Here is a 372-nt window from a genome sequence, read left to right as displayed (position 1 = left end):
GAGCATGAGTAACTCAACATCAGTGAGTGAGAGCGATTCTACTTCAATGAGTAACTCAACATCAGTAAGTGAAAGTGACTCTACGAGCATGAGTAACTCAACATCAGTGAGTGAGAGCGACTCTACGAGCATGAGTAACTCAACGTCAGTAAGTGAAAGTGACTCTACGAGCATGAGTAACTCAACGTCAGTAAGCGAGAGCGACTCTACTTCAATGAGTAACTCAACATCAGTAAGTGAGAGCGACTCTACGAGCATGAGTAACTCAACGTCAGTAAGTGAAAGTGACTCTACGAGCATGAGTAACTCAACGTCAGTGAGTGAGAGCGATTCTACTTCAATGAGTAACTCAACATCAGTGAGTGAGAGTGA

General features: G+C 43.5%; 1 protein-coding gene. It reads right to left on the bottom strand.

Features of this window, described 5'->3' with window-relative positions; all coding sequences use genetic code 11:
- A partial coding sequence (locus SH09_RS17335; RefSeq protein ID WP_042740267.1) for a hypothetical protein occupies positions 1-372 on the bottom strand: 372 nt, incomplete at both ends.

Source organism: Staphylococcus gallinarum, from assembly GCF_000875895.1.
GTDB lineage: Bacteria > Bacillota > Bacilli > Staphylococcales > Staphylococcaceae > Staphylococcus > Staphylococcus gallinarum.
Note: the sequence above shows the minus strand (reverse complement) of the source record. Positions and strands in the feature narration are given on the sequence as shown.